The 18615-nt window shown below is 62.1% G+C and carries 18 protein-coding genes; 7 read left to right on the top strand and 11 right to left on the bottom strand.

The features are described 5' to 3' along the window. Positions 1 to 65: 65 nt before the first annotated feature. From AB0313_RS08950 to AB0313_RS08930, 5 genes are all read right to left on the bottom strand, one after another. Positions 66 to 887, bottom strand: a complete 822-nt coding sequence (locus AB0313_RS08950) for an alpha/beta hydrolase (protein WP_366304989.1) — start codon at positions 885 to 887, stop codon at positions 66 to 68. Between the two features lie 173 nt (positions 888 to 1060). Then, positions 1061 to 2071, bottom strand: coding sequence for a HAMP domain-containing sensor histidine kinase (locus AB0313_RS08945; RefSeq protein WP_366304987.1), 1011 nt, complete (start codon positions 2069 to 2071; stop codon positions 1061 to 1063). Beyond that, entirely contained in the window at positions 2068 to 2754 is a 687-nt protein-coding gene (locus AB0313_RS08940; RefSeq protein ID WP_366304985.1) for a response regulator transcription factor, read from the bottom strand. Before AB0313_RS08940 ends, AB0313_RS08945 begins: the two co-directional genes overlap by 4 nt. Positions 2755 to 2759: 5 nt before the next feature. Next, positions 2760 to 3458 carry a VTT domain-containing protein gene (locus AB0313_RS08935; RefSeq protein WP_366304983.1) on the bottom strand — a complete coding sequence of 233 codons (699 nt, stop codon included), beginning with the start codon at positions 3456 to 3458 and terminating at the stop codon, positions 2760 to 2762. Between the two features lie 8 nt (positions 3459 to 3466). After that, positions 3467 to 4228, bottom strand: coding sequence for a phosphatase PAP2 family protein (locus AB0313_RS08930; protein WP_366304982.1), 762 nt, complete (start codon positions 4226 to 4228; stop codon positions 3467 to 3469). A 488-nt stretch (positions 4229 to 4716) separates the two neighbouring features. Here AB0313_RS08930 and paaA point away from each other — a divergent pair, with 488 nt between their 5' ends. The 7 genes from paaA to galU all read left to right on the top strand — a co-directional run bounded on the left by paaA (position 4717) and on the right by galU (position 10506). Further along, the gene (paaA, locus tag AB0313_RS08925) at positions 4717 to 5712 is read left to right on the top strand and encodes a 1,2-phenylacetyl-CoA epoxidase subunit PaaA (protein ID WP_366304980.1); all 996 of its coding nucleotides are present in this window, start codon (positions 4717 to 4719) and stop codon (positions 5710 to 5712) included. After that, positions 5709 to 6098, top strand: a complete 390-nt coding sequence (paaB, locus tag AB0313_RS08920) for a 1,2-phenylacetyl-CoA epoxidase subunit PaaB (protein WP_141940376.1) — start codon at positions 5709 to 5711, stop codon at positions 6096 to 6098. Before paaA ends, paaB begins: the two co-directional genes overlap by 4 nt. Beyond that, positions 6095 to 6955 (top strand): 1,2-phenylacetyl-CoA epoxidase subunit PaaC, encoded by an 861-nt coding sequence (gene paaC / locus AB0313_RS08915; RefSeq protein ID WP_366304977.1) that lies wholly within the window; start codon positions 6095 to 6097, stop codon positions 6953 to 6955. Before paaB ends, paaC begins: the two co-directional genes overlap by 4 nt. 5 nt (positions 6956 to 6960) lie before the next feature. Beyond that, positions 6961 to 7503 (top strand): 1,2-phenylacetyl-CoA epoxidase subunit PaaD, encoded by a 543-nt coding sequence (gene paaD / locus AB0313_RS08910; RefSeq protein ID WP_366305276.1) that lies wholly within the window; start codon positions 6961 to 6963, stop codon positions 7501 to 7503. A gap of 9 nt (positions 7504 to 7512) precedes the next feature. Then, positions 7513 to 8739, top strand: coding sequence for a 1,2-phenylacetyl-CoA epoxidase subunit PaaE (gene paaE, locus AB0313_RS08905; protein ID WP_366304975.1), 1227 nt, complete (start codon positions 7513 to 7515; stop codon positions 8737 to 8739). A 25-nt stretch (positions 8740 to 8764) separates the two neighbouring features. Continuing rightward, entirely contained in the window at positions 8765 to 9553 is a 789-nt protein-coding gene (locus AB0313_RS08900) for an enoyl-CoA hydratase-related protein (protein ID WP_366304973.1), read from the top strand. A gap of 62 nt (positions 9554 to 9615) precedes the next feature. Further along, a complete protein-coding gene (galU, locus tag AB0313_RS08895; RefSeq protein ID WP_366304971.1) occupies positions 9616 to 10506 on the top strand; it encodes a UTP--glucose-1-phosphate uridylyltransferase GalU in 891 nt (296 codons plus the stop codon). A 10-nt stretch (positions 10507 to 10516) separates the two neighbouring features. On the opposite strand, the gene AB0313_RS08890 is transcribed toward galU, so the two are convergent. The 6 genes from AB0313_RS08890 to AB0313_RS08865 form a co-directional block, all read right to left on the bottom strand. Further along, on the bottom strand, positions 10517 to 10939 hold the full coding sequence (locus AB0313_RS08890) for a VanZ family protein (protein WP_366304969.1): 423 nt from the start codon (positions 10937 to 10939) through the stop codon (positions 10517 to 10519). 278 nt (positions 10940 to 11217) lie between these two features. Next, positions 11218 to 11796, bottom strand: coding sequence for an LPXTG cell wall anchor domain-containing protein (locus AB0313_RS08885; RefSeq protein WP_366304967.1), 579 nt, complete (start codon positions 11794 to 11796; stop codon positions 11218 to 11220). A 171-nt stretch (positions 11797 to 11967) separates the two neighbouring features. Next, the gene (locus AB0313_RS08880; protein WP_366304965.1) at positions 11968 to 13845 is read right to left on the bottom strand and encodes a DUF4012 domain-containing protein; all 1878 of its coding nucleotides are present in this window, start codon (positions 13843 to 13845) and stop codon (positions 11968 to 11970) included. Between the two features lie 158 nt (positions 13846 to 14003). Beyond that, positions 14004 to 15392 (bottom strand): sugar transferase, encoded by a 1389-nt coding sequence (locus tag AB0313_RS08875; RefSeq protein WP_366305274.1) that lies wholly within the window; start codon positions 15390 to 15392, stop codon positions 14004 to 14006. 314 nt (positions 15393 to 15706) lie between these two features. Continuing rightward, positions 15707 to 16669 (bottom strand): glycosyltransferase, encoded by a 963-nt coding sequence (locus AB0313_RS08870; protein ID WP_366304963.1) that lies wholly within the window; start codon positions 16667 to 16669, stop codon positions 15707 to 15709. 303 nt (positions 16670 to 16972) lie between these two features. After that, positions 16973 to 18439, bottom strand: coding sequence for a polysaccharide biosynthesis tyrosine autokinase (locus AB0313_RS08865; RefSeq protein WP_366304962.1), 1467 nt, complete (start codon positions 18437 to 18439; stop codon positions 16973 to 16975). Positions 18440 to 18615: the final 176 nt, after the last annotated feature.

Raw genomic sequence — 18615 nt, 5'->3', positions numbered from 1 at the left:
GGGCGCCAGAGCGGAAAAGCGCGACGGCGGCCCGCGCCTTTCGCGCGCGACAGGAGAATCCGGCGTCAGGTCCCGGTGCTGAAAAAGCCCCTGAGCTGGGTGGCTATGGCGGCGGCGGAGACCTGGTGGGTTTGGCCGTCGAGGACGCGGTATTCGCTGCCGGCTATGGCTCCCGCGATCGCCCTTTGCCCCTGCGCCATGGGGGCGCCGGCTTTTCCGCCCACCATGACGAGGGTGGGAACGGTAATGGTGGGGAGCCTTTCCAGCGGGGCCACGAAGTTGTTGGTCACCCGGGTTTCGTAGGGCAGGGTGTTTGCCGCCGCGATCTGCTTCTTCCACACCCCGGGCATGAGTCGAAGGAGGTAGGGGAGAAAGGCCGGTGCTCCCACCATTTTGACCAGGAAGTACGATACGGCGCTGCCGCGCTTGCCTTCCTTCAGCAGGGCTTCCAGGTGCTCGCGATGGCTCCCCGGCGTCCCGTCCGCACCCTGGACACCGGTGTAGGGCGCCTCATAGGTGGCCAGCCGCCGCATCGGCACTCCCGCTGCGGCAGCCTCGAGGGCCAGGGCAGCGCCGGAGGAGATCCCGTAAACGTAGGGGCTGGAGCCCGCCTCATTCAGCACGGCCTGCAGATCCTCGATCTCGCGTTCGGTGGCGTAGGGCAGAGTTTCGCTGCTGTCACCGCGTCCGCGTCGGTCGTAGAAATAGACCGTGAAGGCGTCCTTCAGTTCATTCGCCAGGGCACGTGCAGGCCCGAAATTCCGGCCGCAGAAGGCTCCGTCCACCAGGACCAGGCTGGGTCCTGTACCCATCCGCTCGACGCTGAGGGAGGTGCCGTCGGGCGACAGCACCGTGGACACGGTGCCCGTTTCCTGGGTTTTGGTCATCGCGGCGCTCCATTCAATGGCAGGTCAAGGCGCAGCCCAGCCTCCCGGGTAACGCGTGTCGAGTCAAGGGTTTTCGGCAGGGGTGTGGAAAACCGCTTCAGGCCGCCGGGTGGAACGTGCTGGCAAAACGGTGGAGGAGGCTTCCCGGTCCGCTCCAAACCCCATAGGGGCTGTCAGGCCGCGGCCAGGGGCAGCGCGAGTTCCATGGTGGTTCCGTCCGGTCCGCTGCGGACAACCTTCACGGTGCCTCCGGCTGCGGAAGCAATCTCGCGGACCAGCGCCAGCCCGATCCCAAAGCTGCGCCGGCCCTGCGCCTCGCCCGTCCCGCCGGTACGGACAAAGCGGTCGAAGATCCGGTCCGGGTCCACGCCGCTGATCCCGGATCCGGTGTCGGAAACCCGGACCAGCGCCCAGGAACCCTCAACGGCGGCGGAAACGGTGATGCTCCCGCCCGCCGGTGTATGCCCCAGCGCGTTGTCCGCCAGGGCCAGCACGGCGCGCCGGAACGAACTGGGATCGATCCGCACCAAAGCCGGGCCGCCGCCGTCGAACGCCACTTGGACGCCCTGTTGACGGGCAAGGTTCTGAAGGCTCCCGGCCACTGACCCGGCAGCCAGGGCGACATCCACCGGCTCCAGGTCCGGCACGGTCGCGGACGCGGTGGCCGCCAGGAGCAGCTCGTTCACGATCCCGGTCAGCGTGGACGCGTCTTCGCGGATCTTCGCAAGGGCCTGTGCCGGTTCCGATCCGGGTTCGGCTTTGCGTTGGGCCAGCTGGATGCGGGTGTCCAGGATGGCGAGGGGGGTGCGCAGTTCGTGGCTGGCGTCCTGGACGAACCTCCGTTGCCGGGCCAGCGCTTCCCCCAGCGGCCGGATGGCGCTGCGCGCGCTCAGCCACCCCACCAGCCCGGCCAGCACAATGCCTGCCAGGCCGGCAAGGATCATCCCCTCGATCAGGTCCCTGGAATCGAGGTAGGTGTACGGTTTCCCGGGCTCGGTGGCCCCGGGCAGGACCGGATGGGCCAGCTTGTACATCAGGAAGGCGGTGGCGGCTGCCAGGAGGATGAGGACCAGCGCGGCCACGCCGGCGCTGATCCGCAGCGCCACCTTCAGCGATGCGCGGCGCAGGATTTCCCGGTCCGGGTCGCCGGCGGCAGGGGAGGTGCTCGGCCCGGAAGTAGTCATGAGGGGTCGCCGATCTGGTAGCCAACGCCGTGGACGGTGCGGATGACGCTCCAGTCGATCTTGCGGCGAAGGTGGTGGACGTAGGTGTCGATCACGCCGGGCTGGTCCGTCTCCTGGAAGTGCGCGGCGAGCAGTTCGTCCCGGGTGAACACCCGGTCCGGCTCCGCCGCCAGTGCGGCCAGCAGTTCGGTTTCCTTTGCGGTCAGCGTGACGGTGCCGCCGTACAGTGAACGGACAGCGCGCGACGCCGGGTGGAATTCCCACGTGCCGATGTCCACCGGCCCGGCCGGACCTTCCCCCGCGGGCTGGCCATAGGTGCGCGTCAGTGCGCGGAGGCGCGCGGCCAGCTCGCCGCCGTCGAACGGTTTTGTCAGGTAGTCGTTGGCGCCGGCGTCCAGGCCGCGGACTTTTTCTGCGGTGTCGCCCAGCGCGGTGAGGATCAGGATGGGGGTGCCGATGCCCTTGGCCCGCAGGGCGGTGATGACGCTGATGCCGTCCATGACGGGCAGGCCGCGGTCGATCACCATCGCGTCCCACGGCTGCGTCAGCCCAAGGTGCAGGCCCTCCTGCCCGTTTGCCGCGAGCCGGACCGTGAAGTCGGGCTCCAGCAGCTCGGCAATCAGCGGGCCCAGGACGGGATCGTCCTCCACCAGCAGCAGGGCCAGCCCCTCACCTGTTGTCATGCCGCCTATTCTTCCGCAGCCGCCTCAACGCTTTCGTCAAGGGGCTGTTCCGCGGCGGCCTGCCGGTTCTTCCGCCGGCGCTTCAGATACTCCACGATCCACGGCACCACGGAGACCAGGACCATGATCACGGCAATGACGTCGATGTTCCTGGCGATGATCTCGTAGTGTCCCAGCCAGGTGCCCAGGAGGGTCACCGACGTCGCCCATGCCAAAGCCCCCACCATGTTCCAGAGCGTGAACGCCTTGTATTCGTACCGCGCGATTCCGGCGGTGAGCGGCGCGAAGGTCCGCACCATGGGGACAAAACGGGCCAGGACGACGGCGGCGCCTCCGTGGCGCCGGAAGAAGTCTTCCGTGACGGTCAGGTGGGAGGTTTTGAGGATCCGGGCATCGTCCTTGAACCAGCGGCGGCCGAACTTGCGCCCCAGCAGGTACCCCACCTGGTCGCCGCCGATCGCAGCTGCGGTGATGACGCCGATCAGCAGGGGGAGCGCCAGGTTCAGTTGCTGGTGCAGGAGACCGGCGGTGAAGAGGAGGGAGTCGCCGGGCAGGAAGGGGAACAGGACGCCGGATTCAATGAACACCATCGCGGCGATGATCCCCAGTGCGGCCGGGCCAAAGCCCTCCAGCAGGCCTGCGGGGTCTAGCAGCGACGGCGCCCCGGCGGCTGCCGGTGCCAGCGACATCAGAAGGCTGTGCATGGTTGCCCTTACGCCCGGCGGGAGCGGCGGAGGATCCTGGCGGGAACACGTTCCACCAGCGCGGGGGCGAAGCGGTTCCAGAGCCCTGCGAGCACGATGGCGGCAGCGCTCGCGGCGAAGAAGGACGCCGTTACGTCGGTGGGGTAGTGGACCCCCACGTAAAGGCGGGACCAGGCGACGATCAGCGCGGTGAGGGCGCCCGCCGCCGCGACCGGCTTTGCCCAGCGGGTGCCGCGGGCCAGGAAGTACAGTGCGAAGGCCAGGGCCACCGCGAAGCTGACGTGCCCGCTGGGGAAGCTGTTGGAGCCGGTCTCGGGCGCCAGCGGGTCGAACAGCAGGGCGGGGTTGGGCCGCTGCCGGGCGAACAGGAGCTTGAAGGCCTCGCTCGCCACCCAGCCCGAGCACGCGGTGAGCCCGAACGCCACGGCAGACACCAAATCGCGCCTGAACAGCCAGATGGCCAGGGCTGCGGCGGCGATGAGGGCCAGGCCCACTACCGGGCCGAACAGCAGGTTGATCCCCATGGCCACGGCGGTCAGTGCGGCAACGTGGTGCAGGCTGAGGGTTTGGTCAACACCCAGTTCTGCGGTTGTGTCGCCGGGGACCAGCTGCACGGTAAGGCCCAGCACAACGACGGCGGCGCCCAGCAGTATGCCCAGCGGCAGCCAGTGGCGGGGCTGGGGGAGTGCCCTGAACTGGATGCCGGCGGCCGGGGGTGCCGCGGGGGCGGTCTGCGGGTACGTGTGGTCTTCGTGAGCTGTTCCGAGCATTTCTTCCTTGGTGGAGTAGCAGGGCGCTGTCCGGCCCGTACTTCCACTCTCCCCGTTGGGCTTTAAGAAAGGCTTAAGAAGTGCGCGGTTCCCGGTGTCTGCGGTGGTGCTTCGCCTTCGGCCCGCGTTGTGCTTTCGACGCACAAATCCGTTTCCGGTGCGCAGGTTCCTTTTCGCGCCTCACATTTGGGTCTCGAAAGGGAGATAGTGCGTCGATGAGGCAGATGCGCATCGAAAAGTGAGCCGCAGGCTCCGGCAGCAGGAATGCGCGACGGCGGCCCGCGCCTTTTGCTCGAGAGGTGGTGGGGCGTTGGTGGATTGGCTGCGAAAGGTGGTGGGGCGTCGGGGGAGAAGGGGCAGGAGGTGGTGGGGCGTTGGGAAGGGGGAGTGGGTGCACGCTTGACGAGTTCCGCCGCGCCAACATATCCTGAACGAACGGTCGGTAAATAATTCCGAGCCGCCCATCAGGTCTTTGCATAGGAGCAACCATGGCAGCGCAGAACTTGCAGTCAGTGCCGGCTGAGCTAACCCCGGAAGAGGATGCGGCAGGCCAGGCCCACTTCGACCGGATCATCGCCGAGGACTCACGGATCGAGCCCCGCGACTGGATGCCCGCCGCCTACCGCAAGACCCTGCTGCGCCAGATCAGCCAGCACGCGCACTCGGAGATCATCGGCATGCAGCCGGAGGCCAACTGGATCACCCGCGCCCCCAGCCTGAAGCGCAAGGCCATCCTCATGGCCAAGGTCCAGGACGAGGCCGGCCACGGGCTCTACCTCTACTCCGCCGCCGAGACCCTTGGACAGACAAGGGACAAGATGATGGACGACCTCATCGCCGGCAAGGCCCGCTACTCCAGCATCTTCAACTACCCGGCGCTGAGCTGGGCGGACATGGGCGCCATCGGCTGGCTGGTGGACGGCGCAGCCATTTGCAACCAGGTCCCGCTGTGCCGCGCGTCGTACGGCCCCTACGGCCGGGCCATGGTCCGCATCTGCAAGGAAGAGTCGTTCCACCAGCGCCAGGGCTTCGAGATCCTGCTTGAACTTTCCAACGGCACCCCCGAGCAGAAGCAGCTGGCCCAGGACGCCGTGAACCGCTGGTACGCCCCGGCCCTGATGATGTTCGGGCCGCCGGACGACGATTCGCCCAACTCCAAGCAGTCCATGGCCTGGAACATCAAGCGGTTCAGCAATGACGAGCTCCGCAGCCGCTTCGTGGGCATGATGGTGGAGCAGGTCCGGGTCCTGGGCCTCACCCTCCCCGATGACCAGGTCCGCTTCAACGAGAACACCAAGAAGTGGGAGCACGGCCCCCTCGACTGGCACGAGTTCCAGGAAGTCCTGGCCGGTCGGGGTCCCTGCAACGCCCAGCGCCTTGAGCGCCGGAGGGCAGCGCACGACGACGGCGCCTGGGTCCGCGAAGCAGCTGCGGCTTATGCAGCAAAACAGTCAGCCAAGCAGCAGAAGGAATACGCAGCATGATCCCCACCGACTCCCCAACCTCGCAAGCTCGGCCGGGGACCCCGGTCGGCGTGGCCCCAGCCGGCAACCCGGAAATGCCCGCCTCGGCACCGGAACACCACGACCGCTCCGCCTGGGGCCTCTGGGAGGTCTTCGTCCGGTCCAGCCGCGGCTTGAGCCACGTGCACGCCGGCTCCCTGCACGCACCGGATGCCGCCATGGCCCTCCGGAACGCCCGCGACCTCTACACCCGCCGCAACGAGGGCGTCTCCATCTGGGTGGTCCCGGCCGACGCCATTGCCGCCAGCGACCCCGATTCCAAGGGCTCCTTCTTCGAGTCCCCGCAGGGCAAGGACTACCGGCACGCCACGTACTACACCAAGAGCGAAGGGGTGAAGCACCTGTGAGCGAGGCCAACGCGAGTGCCACAAGAATCACCCCCGGCAACGCCCTCCGCCCGGAGGACATCGCCCTCGAGGTCAAGACCGGCCTGGTCAAGCCCTCCGAGGACGTGGCCGAATACGCCCTGAGGCTCGGCGACGACGCCCTGATCCTCGCCCAGCGCCTGGGCCACTGGATCTCGCGGGCGCCGGAGCTGGAGGAGGACATCGCCCTGGGCAACATCGCCCTGGACCAGCTGGGCCACGCCCGCAGCTTCCTCACCTACGCCGGAGCCGGCATGCCCAACGAGGACGGCACGGCCAAGTCCGAGGACGACCTGGCCTACTTCCGCCGCGAGCACGAGTTCCGCAGCGTCCAGCTGTTCGAGCAGCCCAACGGCGACTTCGCGGCCACCATCGCCCGCCAGTTCGTGGTGAGCTACTACCAGTACGAGCTCTACCGCAGCCTCACCGAATCCACGGACGCCACCCTGGCCGCCATCGCCGCCAAGGCCGTGAAGGAAGTGGACTACCACCGCGACCACAGCAGCCAGTGGATCCTGCGCCTGGCCGGCGGCACGGAGGAATCCCGCACCCGCATGATCCACGGCCTGCGCCTCATGTGGCCGTACGTCGGCGAACTGTTCCGCGACGATGAGCTGACGCAGCGCCTGGCTGAGGCGGGTGCCGCCGTCGCGCCTTCCGCCCTGAAAGACGACTTTGACCGCTTGACCGCCGAAGTCCTGGCCGAAGCCGAACTGGAGGCCCCGGACGTGCCCGCAGCCCCGGGCGGCGGCCGGCAGGGCAAGCACTCGGAGTACCTGGGCTACATCCTCGCGGAGATGCAGGTGCTGGCCCGCGAGCATCCCGGAGCAAGCTGGTGACCGTCATGGACATCTACGTCAGCGACTTCGAGGCAAAGCGTACGACGCCGGCAGAACAGTCGGCGGAGGAACGCGCCTGGGACATCGCGGCCACAGTGGTGGATCCGGAGATCCCGGTGCTCACCATCGCGGACCTCGGCATCCTCCGCAAGGTGGAAGTGGCGGACAACAAAGTCACCGTCACCATTACGCCCACGTACTCGGGCTGCCCGGCCATGGACGCCATCCGGGACGACCTCTACACGGCCTTCGCCAAGGAGGGCTACGGGGACGTGCACGTGGACCTCGTCCTGGCCCCGGCGTGGACCACGGACTGGATGACCGAGGCCGGCAAGCAGAAGCTGCAGGAGTACGGCATCGCGCCGCCCAGCGGCCACTCCAAAGCGGGCGGCCACAGCGGCCCCATCCGGCTGAGCCTGGCCGTGAAGTGCCCGCAGTGCAACAGCCTCAACACCAAGGAACTCACCCGCTTCGGTTCCACGTCCTGCAAGGCGCTGTATGTGTGCCAGGACTGCAAGGAACCGTTCGACTACTTCAAAGTCCTGTAAGGAACCCCCATGCCTGTTGTCCGCCAGACCGCCGCCGAAGAGGCTGAGGTGACCGGCCGCCGTCGTCCGTCCTTCCACACCCTCGAGGTGAAGGAGGTGCGCCGGCTCACAGATGATGCCATCGAGGTCAGTTTCCATGTGCCGGCCGATCTCGCCGGCAAGTTCGACTACCTGCCCGGCCAGTATGTGGCCCTGCGCACCACGCTGCCGGATGAGAACGGCGAGCCGAAGGAAATCCGCCGCAGCTACTCCATCTGCGCCGAGCCGCGCAGCTTCCCGGACGGCACCAGCGAGATCCGTGTGGCCATCAAGAAGGACCTGGGCGGGCTGTTCTCCACGTGGGCCAACGCCGAGCTGAAGGCCGGGGACACCCTGGACGTGATGAGCCCCATGGGCGCGTTCGTGTCCAAGCACGGCCGGGACGGGCAGGCCGTGGAGCAGAACGTCATGAACTCCATGAACCACCCGGAGGAGCTGGCGGGGGAGGCGGGGAACTTCGTGGCCATCGCGGCAGGGTCCGGCATCACCCCGGTGATCGCCATTGCCCGGACGCTGCTGGCCGCCAACCCGGACACCCGGTTCGACCTGATCTACGCCAACAAGGCCGCCATGGACGTGATGTTCCTGGAGGAGCTGGCGGATTTGAAGGACAAGTACCCGCAGCGACTGGCCATCCACCACGTGCTGAGCCGCGAGCAGCGGATCGCGCCGCTGCTGTCCGGGCGCATTGATTCGGAGAAGCTGCAGCAGCTGCTGGGCACAGCCCTGCACGCGGATGATGTGGACGAGTGGTTCCTGTGCGGGCCGTTCGAGCTGGTGCAGCTGTGCCGTGACACCCTGGCCGAGCGCGGTGTGAAGCCGGAGAACGTCCGGTTCGAGCTGTTCACGTCGGGCAAGCCGGACCGTCCGGAGGGGCAGGCCGGCCGTCCCGTGGTGGTGGACGAGTCCAAGGAGACGTACAAGATCACGTTCAAGCTGGACGGCCTGCAGGGCGAGGTGGCCAGCCCCACGCACGCCCGCGAGTCGATCCTGAACGCGGCGCTGCGGGTGCGCCCGGACGTGCCGTTCGCGTGCGCCGGGGGAGTGTGCGGCACCTGCCGGGCCAAGGTGGTCACCGGCAGCGTGACCATGGACGAGAACTACGCGCTGGAGCAGGATGAGCTGGACAAGGGCTACGTGCTGACCTGCCAGAGCCACCCCACCAGCAAGGAAGTCACCGTCGACTTCGACGTGTAAGTCTTTCCCCTACTTGAGGAGTCCCATGATTTCCCTTTCCATCAGCAACGGCATCGCCGAAGTCGTGTTGGACGCCCCGCACAAGCTGAACTCGCTGGATGAGCAGGCGCTGCGGGATTTAGCACAGGCGTACGACGACGCTGCTGCCGCCGCCTCACGCGGTGAGGTGCGGGCGCTGCTGCTGAGGGGAGAGGGCCGGGCCTTCTGCGCGGGCCGGGACATTGCGGGGGTGACGCCGGAGAACGACGACGCCGCGGCGTACCTGGGCGGGCTGGTGGAGCCGTTGCTGCAGAAAATGGCTGCGTTCCCGGCGCCGACGTTCGCCGCGGCCCAGGGGGCCTGCCTGGGGGTGGGGCTGGGGCTGCTGCTGGCCACGGACGTGGTGTACGTGGCGGAGAACGCGAAGTTCGGCTCGCCGTTCGCCAAGCTGGGGGCCACACTGGATTCGGGCGGCCACTGGTACTTCACCGAGCGGCTGGGCATGCACCGCACGCTGGACCTCATCTACACGGCGGACCTGATCTCGGGCGCGGAGGCGGTGGCGCAGGGGATGTTCAGCCGGGCGATGCCTGCTGAGTCGCTGCTCGAATCCACGCGGTCCATCGTTTCGCGGGTGGCTGCTGGCGCGACCCAGGCTTTCGTGGCGTCCAAGGAATTGGTGGCGCACATCCGCGACCAGCGCCTGGGCCTGTGGCACGCTATGCAGGAGGAGAACGACGAGCAGGCACGCCTCTGCAAGACCGACGACTACGCGGAGGGTTTCCGCGCGTTCCAGGAGAAGCGCGAGCCGAAGTTCACGGGTGGATTGCTGTAAATGAGCCCAAAGAAATCTGCTTCGATTGCCGGTCTCTCCAGCAAATTTGTTAAGGTTCACCTATGACTACGGGGAAAGCTATCACCAAAGCCGTCATTCCTGCTGCCGGATTGGGAACACGCTTCCTGCCCGCCACCAAGGCTATGCCGAAGGAAATGTTGCCGGTCGTTGACCGCCCGGCCATCCAGTATGTGGTTGAGGAAGCGATTGACGCAGGACTCACAGATTTGCTGATGATCACCGGCCGCAACAAGCGCGCCCTCGAGGACCACTTCGACCGAGAGCCCGGCCTGGAGGCTGCACTGGAGGCCAAGGGCGACAAGGACAAGCTGGGCCTGGTGGAGTACGCGTCCAACCTGGGTCCCATTCACTACGTCCGCCAGGGCGAGGCCAAAGGCCTGGGTCATGCGGTCCTGTGCGCGAAGCAGCACGTGGGGGCTGAGCCTTTCGCGGTCCTGCTGGGTGACGACCTCATTGATGAGGCCGAGGACCTGCTGAGCCGCATGATGGAGGTGCAGCAGAAGACCGGCGGCTCTGTGATCGCACTGATCGAGGTTGATCCGTCACAGATCAGCGCCTACGGCTGCGCAGATATCACTGCTGTGGACGGTGAGGACTTTGTTCGCGTCAACAGCCTGGTGGAGAAGCCTGCTGTCGCTGACGCGCCGTCCAATCTGGCCGTTATCGGCCGCTACGTGCTGCACCACTCGGTGTTCGGCGTCCTCGAAAACACCGAGCCCGGCCGCGGCAACGAGATCCAGCTGACCGACGCCCTGCAGACCCTCGCCGCTGGCGAGGGCGAAGGCTCCGGCGTATACGGCGTGGTGTTCAAGGGACGCCGCTACGATACCGGTGACAAGCTGAGTTACCTTAAGGCCGTCATCACCCTCGCATCGGAACGCGTGGAGTTCGGTGAAGACTTGAAGACCTGGATGAAGGGCTTCGTCGGGTAGTCCTGACGCTCTATTGACTCTGGGAGGCCCGTTGCCGGAAGGCGGCGGGCCTCCCTTTTTGCGTGGCCAGGAGGGCCACCAGGGCGCCGACGACAGCACCTGACGTGTTGGTCATGACATCTGACGGACTTGCAAAGCGGCTGTGAAGAAACAGGAGCTGCCCCAACTCAATACAGCCGGAAACGAGCATTCCGAAGGCGCCGATTTGCCCCCATCGTTTGTTGGGAAATGCCAGGGAGGTCACAAATCCTACCGGGAGGAATAGGCTAACGTTGGCTGATTTTTCCACGAAGTCGTAGTCAAACCAGCCCGGAATTCCGTGCTGGTGGAGGAAATTCAACACGGCGGCGAGCTGCCCTGCAACGGGCTGGTCCACGGGTGTTGGCCAGAAAGCGACCAAGGCCAAGGGCACCAGCATTGCTGCGAGAATCAACTGCCATAACCGCTGGTTGTAAAGGTGTCTCAAAAGGGCCTCAGGTGATCCGCAGAATGGCGAACACGGCGGTGGCTAAAGCGCAGGCGGCCAGCAGACCGAGGAAGGCGTAGCTCACAACCTGTGCCCGGGGGAGCGGAACGGAAAAGTCATACGTTCTCGGTGCCTTCCGCCAATGTCTCCCCATAGATCAAATTGATACCACATGAAGCAAAAGGTGGGTGCTTCTCCGTTCCCGGAGAAGCACCCACCTTCGTTGGTGCCATGAAGCGCTGGAGTTATACAGCAGCTTCCGACTTTGCGCGGCGGCGAACCACTACGACAGAAGTTGCGCCGGCTGCAAGTGCGCCTGCGCCAACCAGGGTCCAGAGGACCAGGCCGGAGTCGGCGCCGGTGCTGGCGAGCCCGCCCGTGTTGGCGAGCGGAGCGCCGCCCGTGTTGGCAAGTGAAGCAGCAACCTTGACGACCACGGGACCGACAGTGACGCCGGAAGTGTTGCCGGTGGCGGTGATGGAGTAGGTTCCGGCTTCATTGATGGTCAGCGGCACAGAGATCTTGCCCTGGGCGTCAGCCGTAGCGCTGAGAGTCTGCGGAGCCTGGAATACAGGGATCTTGGCCGAAACGGCGGTGCCGCCAGTGTTTGCAGCACCAGTCGTTACGAGGGTGATGGTTATGGTGACGTTTTCACCAGGCAGGAAGCCCTGAGCTGTGAATACGAAGGTCTGGCCCGGTGCGACGGTGCCGTTAGAGACGCCAGCAGCCGGCGGAAGTGCCGGGTACGTAGTGGCCATGGCAGGGGCGGAACCGATAAGTGCAATAGAACCTGCAAGTGCGAGCGCAGCGAGTGTTTTCTTCATGTTTTGTCCCCCCGGAGACGTTTAAGTGTTGATACCCGAATTTAGGGAGATGTCCCCTCCGCACGAGACCGTGTGCAGAACTACGGATAGATATCCCAGACAGAAGATATCATCCCTTATCGCTTGTGACCAACTTCAATCCAGTCGGTTTACATAAAGTTAACGCCACATTCACTGTTCTTGCCCGCAGGACGCGTTCTCCGTTGGCAGGACAACGTCCTTCACAGGCTGAACAGTTGGTGTGACAATCACCGTAGGTTTTGTTTGCTGGACAATCTTTCCGAAGGTGAACTCGACAGTCTTGCGTTCGCCGGGGGCTAGGCGCACGGCAACTACACCGACCGGTCGGTTGCTGTGCATATATGGTGCGAACGGCGTCTGCTGTCCGTCGAGTTTAGAGGTTTCGATATTTGCCTGGACAGGCCCGTACGCCGTGATATTGGTTTGAACAGTCCCTGGTGGGACGCCGAACGTCCCGTCACCAGTGACATAGGCCGGCAGGGATGTTGCAGCGTCAGTAGCTGCCGTGTTAGTACTCGTAATTCGGACTTTGACCTGTCCGTAACCGTTATCCGTGCATTCCTGAACCAACTGGACAGTGCGCTTGACGTGATAGTCCATCTTCGCGCCGGTAGCGTCGTTGAAGTAAACGCCGAACTGGGCAGCAGGCACGCTAGGCCCAGTGATAGCGCCACTGACGGGGTATCTGCCAATTACCGATTGTTCGGTGGAGTCGGCGGACCAGAGAAGGATTCGGTGTTCTTCGACGCCTTTCTCTACTTCGGTTAGGAGTGCCTTGGCGTCACCCTTGCCTGAGGACAGAGCGGCGAAAACCTCCTTCGCCACCCCCGCGAAGTAAACGTCTTGGAGTTTAGGGTTGTTGAACTGGGCATAGGCGTCGGAAAGCAGCGTCTTGACAACATTATTGCTGGATACTTGGCTCGGAAGCTTATCGGCGCCAAGCGCGCGTAACTGCGGGTCTTCAAGGTTGACCGGTCCGGTGGCTTCCAAGATGTAGCTGAGGGCGACCGGATCCATAGAGATGGCACCGTCTAGTTTTTGACCGGTCCGTTGTTCCCACATCTTCGAGGCAGTTGCGGCGGCCGTGGGGAAGTCGGGGGTTAGAGTCACATCCTGCATGAATCTGCCCAGCCGGGTGCTATAAATGCCCTGCTGCTCGGTGTCAACCGATATAGGCGGATTGAAGATGCCAAGATCATGGGCGCTGCCTTGAGCAGTAAGGCTGATCCTGCCCTTGTCCGAACGAATCACAGCCAAGGCGCCAGGAATTCCACCAGTTGCTCTGGCTTCCGCATTGTTCTGGATCATCAGCAGGTAACTGCGGGGCGTCTTTGTCCCCAACATTTCAGGCATTATTTTCGACGCGTCGGCAGCTGCGTCCAGTGCTTCGGCAACTTCCTGGAGCCGGTCCCTGGCGTTATTCAACGGGTGAGCCACTTGGGGCATTAGGGCACTTGTATCGATACGGTTCAGCCTGTCGGCAGTAAGACGGACCGTATCAGCAGCTGCGACAATCTTCGGTGATGCTGCTTCCAGGGGCGCTAGGTCAGTGCCCGTGCTGTTCGGAAGGAGGGACTCCCATCCAACTGCACTGTAAACTTGTACGAGAGGTGCAATACCCAGGTTGGCCACATCGTCTGCAGAGCGCGCGACCTCGGCTACGGCGCTGAAGTTTGAACCGAGGACTGGGAGGCTTGTCGCCAAAGTCCACACAGGATCGTTTGCAGCTTGATGTGCCAGGGCTGAGTGGCCGCGTAATTGTTCGACAGTAGCAGCCGCTTTTGCGGGCTGGCCCTGGGATATTTCTTCTTTTAGTGCAGGAATTAAAGAGGACGCCGCGTTCAGCTCGTCACTGATGATCTTTGCTTTGTTTCCTAGCCAAATCGTTGCGACGGCCACGACGAGTACGATGACTCCTAAGGCCAGCGTTAGGAAAAGACGTTTGTTGTGTCGTTTCTTGCTCGACGTAGAGGGACTCGTACGCATGGACGAGTCGGTCACATCACCGGGGCGATTTGGTTTCGTCATTGGGAACTAATTCTCAAGAATGCGAGGCGAATCCGGGAACTGCTTCCGGCATGTTCGGCACTTAGGCAGGCGCTGTGAACTTCAGGTTGAAGCATCGTATGGAATTCCTTTCCGACGCGGTTAGTTGTCCGCAACCCAACGAATTTGGATTAGCGAGATCAGTATGCTCCAGTGCCACGGAGGACAGCGCGGACGGTTCGGAGGATGATGACGAGGTCGCCAGTCAGGGACCAGTTTTCCACATAATACAGATCAAGGCGGACTGAGTCCTGCCAGGAGAGATTTGAGCGCCCGCTGACTTGCCAAAGTCCTGTAAGCCCGGGCTTTACCAGAAGTCTTCGTCGCACGTGGCTCTCATACGACACGACTTCACTTGGGAGCGGCGGGCGAGGACCGACAAGACTCATGGACCCAGCAATGACGTTGAACAATTGGGGTAACTCGTCAAGGCTATACCGGCGTAAGACCGACCCAACGCGGGTCACTCTCGGATCATTCTTCATCTTGAACAGTAGGCCGTGGCCTTCATTGTGACTTTGCAGCGCTTCGATGTGTCTTTCCGCGCCGACAACCATTGATCGGAATTTCAGCATGTCGAATTCATTCCCCTGAATGCCAACGCGGACCTGTCGGAAGAGTGCGGGTCCCGGAGTGTCGAGGCGTACAAGTGCCGCTATCAGTAAGAGAAAAGGCGAAGCCACGATGACAAGGATTGTTGCGACCGCAAAATCAATAAATCGCTTAGCCACGCGTTGGCCGACCTCGAGGCTGGGCGTCGTTACATGGATTAATGGAAGCCCCGCGACTTGTTGTGTGTGGATGCGCGGTCCGGCGATATCTGTGAGCGCCGGTGCCACGATCAATCCCACATTGCGATTGGCTAACTCCCAGCCGAGGTGACGCAGAATTTGGGGGTGAAGCTGGACCCCGGCAGAGATAGCCACGGCGTCTGCTTTGCAGGCCTCGATGGCCGTGAGGATCGCGTACGTTGTCGGCTCGTTACCGATGACCTGTAGGCCCAGATCCTCCAGTTCCGGACCTGGATCGTTTGCCCCGGGTACATAGGCGGCAACGGGCTCATAGCCAGCATGCCGCGCCCCAATTAGAGTCCGTGTCAAGTGCGCCACCGCACTTGTTCCACCAATGAGGAGAACGCGCGACATGCGCCGCCCCTGCTGTCGGTGAACGCTAAGGTGCTGACGCAGGAGCCACCGGGTAGTTAGGAGGCCAGCGAGGCCAGCAGGCAATGCGATGCCTACGAACCCGCGGGCAGTTTCCAGTTTGAGTACATAGGAAAAGATGGCTACAAAACCGAAGAGCCAAAGGGATGCTGCGGCAACGCGTCTATACTCCTCGGGTCCTGATCCTAGTATCCGATTCTGCCGGCTGCTCCAAGCGCCCAACATTAGCCACCACGCGACAGACAGTAGAAGCGCGACCCAGGCGTAGATTACATCATGCGCTTCGGTCGATTCTGGCTCCCACCCGAAGCGGATCACGTAAGCTCCCGCAATAGCCCAAATGACGACACAGGCGTCTGACACCATCAAGAGTCGGGATGTTTGTCCTCGCCAATTTTCGTTTGATCTCACCGCGCAAGACCCTTCTCCCGCAAGCATCCCAATTGAATCAGTGCAGGTTCGCATTTTATTACACCAAGGAGGCGCAATCCTTTTGTAGGGGCTCCACTAGCCAGCAATCCTCAATATGTGAATAGACCAGATAGAAACCTGTTGAGCCGCGGTGACGCGAGATCGCGGTCCCTACCAATCCAGAGAAAGGAACTACCGCCGGATACGAGTCCAATTCCATTTGGTGAGGTTTGGCAACCCCTACATCACACAGCTGGGACCCAGGTTGGTTAATCATCGGATCGGCATAGGTTCTTCAGCTGATCGGCTCGGACGTCCCATGTGGCCACTTCAAGTAGGCGACGGTAGGCCTTATCCACCAACCCTTGGAATCTACCTGCATCTCGATGGAGATCTTCAAGAAGGTCCGGCAGATCAGAGTCTTGGACTGTGATGCCCGGTTCGAAACCAAAGAGCACTTTCATTTCATGAGGGATATGTCCGACGACCAACGTCTTGGTAGCGACGGCCTCGAGGTACCGGTGGGTCATCGATTCCCACAAACCCGTTCGTCCGGACGGGTCAGTGACACTGCCAGGGTGGCAGAGAAGAGCTCGATTGGTGTGAAGAGCCGAAACAAGGTCGGTCCGAGTTGGAAGGAAATCTTTGTCGGCGCTCTTTCGGAACATGTGGCCTGCGCCCATCGAGTCAAGCGTTAGCTCTGCCACCGCATGAGCAGTCTCATGCCGTCTTCCAATTTCCAAGAGAACAGAATTACGTTCCACTAGTAATGGGCCTGCAGGGAAAGAATCGGTGTCTATCGCTTCGGCCAACCATAAGACTTTCGTTTTCGGTAGCTCCTGCCTCCAAAAATTCGCAGCGTCTATCGAAGTGAACGCGACCAGTGGGAACTGGTGTCGGTCGAAAAAACTTCTCCAGTCGGCCTGCCTTGTCGGCCAGCAATCCCAGATGTAAGGAAAAATCTCCGTCGAGAACGTATATGGATATATTTGTCTTTCAGCCAAGCCCATCAATCCCACAACAAGTGGAGGTCTCGAATCAATTCTAATCGGATGCGAATAGCCAACTCGCCCCGCTATCCGACCTAGGATATCCCAAAAAAACGAGAATTGTTCTTTTTTCTTAGAAAAACCGTTTTTCAATAACCCGCGTTCAAAGTCCCGAACAACCATCTCGGAAAAGGCATGCCCCTTCCGCGTTTCGATAAAAGCAGGTCGATTGAAGTCAGGCAAGAAATAATCCAATCTTCTCAGGTCTGATTCGGGATATACTTTTGAGGGGCGTCTGCAAATGCACAAGGGGCGCATGGTGAGGTCGTGTGTGGCTGCCTTGGCTTTCGGGGCTGTGATACCGGCCTCTTACGTCGCAAACGCCCCGCTATCGGTCGGGGTGCCCTTCGAGACGTGTGGTCGGACACGCTGCAGTTGCACTAGCCGTCCCGTCGGATAGAAGAAAACTAGCACAGTACGAGATATCTCCGTCTCAGAATCGAAACGAGAGGTGGTCAGCAAATCGACTTGGAATCCAACGCTTTGTCATCGTCTCGTGACGCGGGCCGTTCGCACATCGTCGGGCGAGACTTCACGTTGTTGCGGTTCGGTTTCGGTTGATTGAGTAAAGAGAGGAGCAGCGTGCCTGGAAGCGTGTTGGATGGATTCGTAGCTTTGGTATCCGTAAGCATATGAATCGGGTCCCTTAGAAGGTAAGAGGTTCAAAACAACTCCCAGGAGGTCGGCCTCCACCATTGCCAGCGCAGAAAGAGATTTTTGTACGTTTTGCGCGTTCACTTTCGATGATCCGACCACCAATATCACTCCACCTACTTGCTGGGAGAGGACGGCAGCATCTGTCACGGGCAAAATTGGCGGAGCATCTATGACCACAGCGTCGAAAGCCGTTTCAAGTCTGAGGACCAACTCCTTCATGGATTCCGAACCAAGTAGTTCGCTCGGGTTGGGCGGCAGTTGGCCCGACGTCATTACATAGAGTTGGTCTTCTCCCCACGGCTGCAACACGTCGTTCACGTCGGCGATTCCCAAAAGTACGGTTGTTAGGCCGACGCTTCGTTCCAGACCTAGATAATCATCGACGCGGGGCCGACGAAGGTCCGCGTCCACCAGGAGTACAGATTGGCCCGCTTGTGCCATGGCGATTGCAAGATTTGCGGCCGTTGTAGTTTTCCCCTCACCAGGAAGCGAAGAGGTTATGAGCACCGCTTTTGAGTTGTGACTCACGTGTGCGAATTGAAGGTTAGTTCGAATCTGTCTAAATGACTCAGCCCGTGGACTCTGGGGTGCTATTTGCGTAACCAGTGGATTTTTCGGTGCGCCAGAATCATAAGAGATGCCACCAAGAATCGCAGCTTCTGTCACCCGGCGAAGATCCGCTTCTCCACGGATTTTTGTATCGAATGTAGCACGCAAGACTGCCACTCCGGCGCCGAAAGCTAGTCCAGCGAGCAGTCCTATAGCAAGATTCATAAGCATGTTGGGTGATGAAGGTTCAGTTGGGGCACTGGCCGGAGTTACAACTGAAAGTTTGACCGGGGAGGAACCCTTATCGGTTGGACTTTCGAGTTTGTCTATAGCCGCTATTAGACTTTGGCTGACGGCCTGCGCTATGGCGGCCGCCTGAACAGGCGACTCGTCGGAGGCACTAACGGAAATAATCACGGTCTTGAGGTCCGAGCTTGCTTTTACCCGGCGGCTGAGACTTGAAGATGACTCCTTGAGACCGAGGCTGTCGATTACTGGCTGTAGCACCGCAGGCGTCCCTACAGTTTCGACATATGACTGAACTCGTGCCTGGCTGAAGGTGTTCCCCTGCTGAAGATCTGAGACCGAGCCCGTGCTCTGAATCGCGACAAATAGCTGTGTCTTGGCAGTGTAGGTCGGCCTTAGAACTATCGACGCGGCCGCTCCGAGGGATAGGCCTACCAGCGTGCACGCGATCAAGACCTTCCAATTTCGGCGTAATAAGCGCAAGTAGTCGCTAAACTCCACAATGAAACCCTTCCAATCATTACGTGCTTGTTTACTGCGGTGACAGCCTTCCCAAAGTGTAGCCGGTTAGGAATTGACGCTTCGCATCTGGAACCTGAGGACGACGTTGACGCGAGGGCACCGCGGACGCTTGGGATCGATGAACACTGCTACTGGTCGGTCCGGTTCTTCCCACC

This window comes from Pseudarthrobacter sp. NPDC080039 (assembly GCF_040702335.1).
Classification (GTDB): Bacteria; Actinomycetota; Actinomycetes; order Actinomycetales; family Micrococcaceae; genus Arthrobacter; species Arthrobacter enclensis_A.
This window is presented reverse-complemented; position numbering and strand designations above follow the sequence as displayed.

What these genes read in the sequence shown, in the direction of transcription:
- paaA (WP_366304980.1), top strand. Translation starts at nt 4,717, where the DNA reads ATGGCAGCGCAGAACTTGCAGTCAGTGCCGGCTGAGCTAACCCCGGAA.
- paaD (WP_366305276.1), top strand. Translation starts at nt 6,961, where the DNA reads ATGGACATCTACGTCAGCGACTTCGAGGCAAAGCGTACGACGCCGGCA.
- paaB (WP_141940376.1), top strand. Translation starts at nt 5,709, where the DNA reads ATGATCCCCACCGACTCCCCAACCTCGCAAGCTCGGCCGGGGACCCCG.
- AB0313_RS08885 (WP_366304967.1), bottom strand. Translation starts at nt 11,796, where the DNA reads ATGAAGAAAACACTCGCTGCGCTCGCACTTGCAGGTTCTATTGCACTT.
- AB0313_RS08935 (WP_366304983.1), bottom strand. Translation starts at nt 3,458, where the DNA reads ATGCACAGCCTTCTGATGTCGCTGGCACCGGCAGCCGCCGGGGCGCCG.
- AB0313_RS08950 (WP_366304989.1), bottom strand. Translation starts at nt 887, where the DNA reads ATGACCAAAACCCAGGAAACGGGCACCGTGTCCACGGTGCTGTCGCCC.
- AB0313_RS08900 (WP_366304973.1), top strand. Translation starts at nt 8,765, where the DNA reads ATGATTTCCCTTTCCATCAGCAACGGCATCGCCGAAGTCGTGTTGGAC.
- AB0313_RS08880 (WP_366304965.1), bottom strand. Translation starts at nt 13,845, where the DNA reads ATGACGAAACCAAATCGCCCCGGTGATGTGACCGACTCGTCCATGCGT.
- galU (WP_366304971.1), top strand. Translation starts at nt 9,616, where the DNA reads ATGACTACGGGGAAAGCTATCACCAAAGCCGTCATTCCTGCTGCCGGA.
- paaE (WP_366304975.1), top strand. Translation starts at nt 7,513, where the DNA reads ATGCCTGTTGTCCGCCAGACCGCCGCCGAAGAGGCTGAGGTGACCGGC.
- AB0313_RS08940 (WP_366304985.1), bottom strand. Translation starts at nt 2,754, where the DNA reads ATGACAACAGGTGAGGGGCTGGCCCTGCTGCTGGTGGAGGACGATCCC.
- AB0313_RS08875 (WP_366305274.1), bottom strand. Translation starts at nt 15,392, where the DNA reads ATGGTGTCAGACGCCTGTGTCGTCATTTGGGCTATTGCGGGAGCTTAC.
- AB0313_RS08930 (WP_366304982.1), bottom strand. Translation starts at nt 4,228, where the DNA reads ATGCTCGGAACAGCTCACGAAGACCACACGTACCCGCAGACCGCCCCC.
- AB0313_RS08945 (WP_366304987.1), bottom strand. Translation starts at nt 2,071, where the DNA reads ATGACTACTTCCGGGCCGAGCACCTCCCCTGCCGCCGGCGACCCGGAC.